The sequence below is a fragment of the Kitasatospora sp. NPDC058243 genome (assembly GCF_042882025.1).
In the GTDB taxonomy this organism is placed as follows: domain Bacteria; phylum Actinomycetota; class Actinomycetes; order Streptomycetales; family Streptomycetaceae; genus Kitasatospora.
The window spans coordinates 2,850-7,388 of the sequence record NZ_JBHVWW010000129.1 but is presented as its reverse complement, the minus strand read 5'-3'; the positions used below and the strand labels follow the sequence as shown (position 1 = coordinate 7,388).

Annotated in this window: 2 protein-coding genes and 1 pseudogene; all 3 read right to left on the bottom strand. The window is 77.6% G+C overall.

Annotated elements, in window-relative coordinates:
* Positions 1-451 (bottom strand): annotated as a pseudogene (locus ACFVX9_RS39265) (hypothetical protein); the annotation flags it as partial.
* Positions 448-1,611 carry a lantibiotic dehydratase C-terminal domain-containing protein gene (locus tag ACFVX9_RS39260; protein ID WP_063345887.1) on the bottom strand — a complete coding sequence of 388 codons (1,164 nt, stop codon included), beginning with the start codon at positions 1,609-1,611 and terminating at the stop codon, positions 448-450. The pseudogene ACFVX9_RS39265 and the gene ACFVX9_RS39260, both read right to left, overlap by 4 nt.
* Positions 1,604-4,456 (bottom strand): lantibiotic dehydratase, encoded by a 2,853-nt coding sequence (locus ACFVX9_RS39255; protein WP_387987029.1) that lies wholly within the window; start codon positions 4,454-4,456, stop codon positions 1,604-1,606. Before ACFVX9_RS39255 ends, ACFVX9_RS39260 begins: the two co-directional genes overlap by 8 nt.
* Positions 4,457-4,539 lie beyond the last annotated feature (83 nt).

Here is a 4,539-nt window from a genome sequence, read left to right as displayed (position 1 = left end):
CGCCCGGCCCGTCGGGGTCCGCGGCGGACACCACCGGGCGGGCCGCGGCCAGGGCCGCCGCGGCTGCCGCGGGCCGGGCGGCCACCGCGGCGGGCCACGGCGGGAGTTCGCGGTCGTCGGGGCGGCCCGGCCGGTCGGCGCCGTCGGGGTGGTCAGCGCGGTCGGGGTGGTCGGCGTTCCCGGGGCGGCCCGGCCGGTCGACCAGCAGGTCGTACTCGCGCAGGCGTGCGGTCACCGTGGCGAGCGCCGCCTCCACCCGGGCCGGAACGGCTTCCGGGTGCCCGTCCGCCTCGGGGCCCAGCCGGGCCTCCAGGAGCTTCCACAGGGCCGGCAGCGCCCGACTGCCCTCCAGGGTGAGGCTGGTGCCGCGCCCCCGCAGGTGCAGCCCGTCGCGCAGCGGCGTCACCGCCACGCCCGGGCGCAGCCGGGGACGGGGCTCCGGGGCCGTCACGCCGCCCCCTCGACCACGGCGATCACCTCGTCGACCCGGTCCCGCCACTGGTGCCCGGTGAGCTCCGGCACGCTGCGCACCACCAGGTGGGCGGCGAGGTAGCGTTCCACCGGCCGGACGTCACAGATCGCGAGCAGCCTGTACAGGCCGTTGGTGCAGGCCCGGTAGATCAGGTAGTCGGGGCGGCTCCACATCGTGCCCGCCGGGTCCGACCGGTGCAGCAGCTGGTGGAACTCGCTGTAGACGGTACGCAGTTCGGGGTTCCACCGTTCGGCGGTGGCCCGGTCCCCGAGCGCGGCGGCGCGGTCCCGGTACTCCGACCGGTCGCCGCCGAGGTCGGCCCCGGCCGCCAGCAGTTCCTCCGCCCGGCGCCAGGCCGTCGCCGACCAGCGCGCCCAGTCCCGCTCCCAGCCCTTCGCCCCGCCGTCGACGATCCGGCCGACCAGTGCCGTGACGGCCCGGCCGCTCCCCTCCCAGTGCCGCTCGAACGCGTCCCGCAGCCGCCCGTCCGGATCCTCGTGGACGAGGAAGTCCTCCAGGTGCGAGAGGAAGGAGTAGTGACCGCCGATCAGCCCGTCCGGGTGGGCGGCCGCGTGCGCCGCCAGCGCCGCCGCCACCAGCTGGACCCTGGCCTGCGGCGTGTCGCCGTGCGCCCCGAGGAAGTCGCAGGCGGAGCCGACGGCGGGCAGTCCGAGTCGCAGCAGTTCGTCCCGCAGGGCCGCCGCGTCGGGCCCGAGCAGCGCGTCCAGGGAGGTCGCGGCCCCGGCCTCGACGGGCTCCACCCGGACGGTGTTGTCCGGCACCAGCGGACCGTACGGCGGCGCGACCAGCTCGACCCGCCCGGCGACGGCCGCCTCCGCCAGCACCTGGGCGTCGGTCCGGTCCGCGACGGACGGATGGGCGGCCGTCCACGCCCGCAGCGCCGCCGCGGAACGCTCGGCCGCGGCGGCCACCCGGTCGGCCGGGCCGGACAGCCGCAGGCGCAGGTGCGGTCCGAACCGCCAGTGCCGCTCGACGTGCACGCCCAGGCCGTCCCCCGCCGCCTGCCGGGCCAACGGCAGCACGGCCTCGCGCAACGCCCGGGCTTTGGTGGGCTGGTAGTAGTACAGGACCACGTCACACGCCGTCACGGCCCGCGGGCCACCGGCCGGATCACTCATCGAACGCCTCCTCGACGCTGCACGGATGGACCTCTACGGATGGGCCTCTACGGATGGGCCTGCACGGATGGGACTTCGTCTCCACTGCGGCCCCGGTGCGGCGGCCGCTCACCACTGGCTGCCGCCGGGCCCTGTCCGGGCGGTCACCCCACGCCCCGCTGGGACGGCGGTGGGCAGGGCGGTACGTCTCGGCGACGAGTTCCACGGCCCCGGTCGGCCGGGGCCGGCCACCGAGCGCCGGCAGGGCCTCTTCGAGGACGACGCCGCGGGGGTGGCGGGTGAGCCATTTGGCGAGGTGGTGCAGGTGGAGGGGGTTGCCGAGGTCGACCGGCTGCGGTTTGGGGGCGCGCAGCCGGGCGATGAAGGCGTCGACGGCGTGACCCTCTGCGGGGCCGGTTTCGGGGCCGGCTGCGGGGCCGTCCGGCACGGGGTGCAGGAACAGCTGCTCGGGGAGGTCGAGGAGGGCCCGCCAGCGGGCGGCGGTGGCCGCGGGCACGTCGCCGGGGCCGGTCTCGGCGGCGAGGTCGGCGCGCAGGGCGTCGAGGACGGCCGCGGGCAGGTGCCAGCGGCGGCGGGCGAGGACGACGTGGCCGTAGCGCAACCGGGGTGTGCGGGTGACGGTGCCGCCGGGAGCGGGCAGGGTGGTGCGGGGCAGCAGCGGGCGGAAGTCGACGATGCCGTTGGGGTGGTCGGCGAGGAGGGGTGCGAGCCGTTGCGGCAGCATGATCGGCGCGAGGAAGCCCAGGTAGAGCACGTCGAGGGCTTCACCGGTGGTGCGCAGCCGGAACCGGAGCTGATCGGTGGCGGGGTCGTGGACGAGGTCGAGGTCCGGTTCGGCGAGGTTGGTCCAGCGGCGGTCGGGGCCGATCTCGTCGGCGAGCAGCCGGGGGTGGAGGTTGGCGTTGAAGCCGCCGACCGGGCGGATCTGGGCGGCGCGGGCGCCGTCGCCGAGGCCGCGGCGGATCTGCCGGGCGACGTCGGCGGCCTGTGGCGTGCCGGCGTCGAGGAAGCGGCTGGTGAAGCGCCCCCAGCCGCCGTAGACGTGGTTGACGCACAACAGGCCGTCGGCGAGGTCGTGTTGGACGAACCAGGAGTAGCTGAGCGGCCGGGCGGCGGTCCAGTCCGGCAGGCGGGCGGCCAGGGCGCGGATCCGGTCGGTGGGCAGCAGCAGCTCGCCGTCGACCACGGGTGTGGCGGTGAACTCCTCTCGCAGGAGGCGCAGTTCCGGCGGTCCGGCGGTCCGTCCGGCGTCGGCCCAGGCTTCGCCGGCATCGGCGCCGAACTCCCACGGGGTGACGCAGACGCCGCCGACGCCGTAGCGGGCGACGAAGCGGTCCCGGGCCGCCCGGCGCATCAGGTGGCCGAGGTCGAACAGCTCTGCCAGGGCGGTGAGTTCGCCGAGCGCGGCCCGGTCGGCGCCGTCCAGGTCGTGTCCGGTCGACCGCGGGCCGGGCTGGATCGGCCGGGCAGGCTCCAGCCGGGGCCGCGGCGGCGCTGCGGCGTGGACGTCCTCGGTGAGCACCGCGAGGGGTGCGGCGTGGACGTCCTCGGTGAGCACCGTGAGGGGCGCGGCGTCGGGCGGGACGGGCCGACCGGCGTCGGCGAGCAGCCGGCGCCAGTCGGCGGCGAGAGCGGCGAGCAGCGCCGGGCGCCGCTCCGCCTGGGTCGTATGGAACTGGGCTGTGTGATCGGAGAGTTGGTGGAGGCGTCGGCTCAGGTCGGCGTCCTCGGGCCACTGCCGCAGCCAGTCGCCGAGGCGTCGCAGCGGGTCCTGGTCCTGCGGATCGACGGGGTCGGCGGGCACGAGCAGCCGGGCGTCGAGGAGTTGTCCGACGAACCGGTGCACGGCCGGGTCGCCGTCGGCGCGGCCGAGGGCGGCGGTGAGGCGCTCGGTGAGCCGGGCCGGAGTGTCCGGGGTGTCGGAGAGCGCGCCGAGGAGCGCCAGTTCGGGGCGGGCCGCGAGTTCGACCTCCTCCTCGCGGGTGACCAGGTAGCGGCCGCCCGCGAACACCACCCGGGTGCGGGCGTAGCGGGCGCGGTCACCGTCGATCCGGGCGGCGCTGGCCATCCGGTGCGGCAGGGTGCGACTGCGACGGGGTTCGTCGAGCAGGGCCTGGACGAGGGCTCCGACCAGCGTCCGGTTCTCCTTGACGACCGCGCGCGGGGCGGTGTCGCCGCCCGCCGCCCAGCCGACGGCGGTGAACCAGGAGAGCGGGCTGGTCTTGCTGGTGGCCCGCAGGGCGTGGCGCAGCACCGCGGCCTCCTCCTTGCGCGCCCGGCCCCGCCGTTCCCCCGCCGCACCGCCGTCGCGCGCCGTGTTGCCGACCGCGCGCAGCAGGTCGGCGCTGGTGAGGGCGACGGCACGGGTGAACGCGGGTGAGCGGCAGAGTTCGGCGAGGGCGGCGCGTTCGGCGGCCAGTGCGGGCGCGACGGCGGCGGCGAGGTCGTCGAGCAGGCTGGTGCGCCGCGCGCGCAGCTCCAGCCACTCGGCGAGGCGCGGGGTTCGGGCGGGGAGGTCGGCGAGCCGGGCGAGCAGGACGGCGCGCGGCGGGCGCCCGTTGTGCAGGTCTCGGCGCAAGGGGAGCACGACCTGCCGGTGGAACGCCTCGCCGTGGCCGGCGCGGCCGGCGTGGAGGTCGTCGCAGAGGGTGGGCCGCAGAGCGGCGTCCGCGGCTTCGACGGCGGTGAGCCGGGCCAGCAGGGCCCGGACGGCGGCGGCCGGGGCCGACTGGGCGGGGCGGGCGAGGACGGTGGCGCGCACCAGGGTGTACGGCGCGGTGCTGACGGGTGGCGGCGCCGGGGCCTCCTGCGGCCGGGCGGGGTGGGTCAGGGCTCGGTGCGGCATGGCGGGCTCCCTCCGACGGACCCGTGGGGCGGACAGACCTGGGTGCTGCTCGTCTCGGCCGTGGCGTGCGGCCGCCCCGGGCG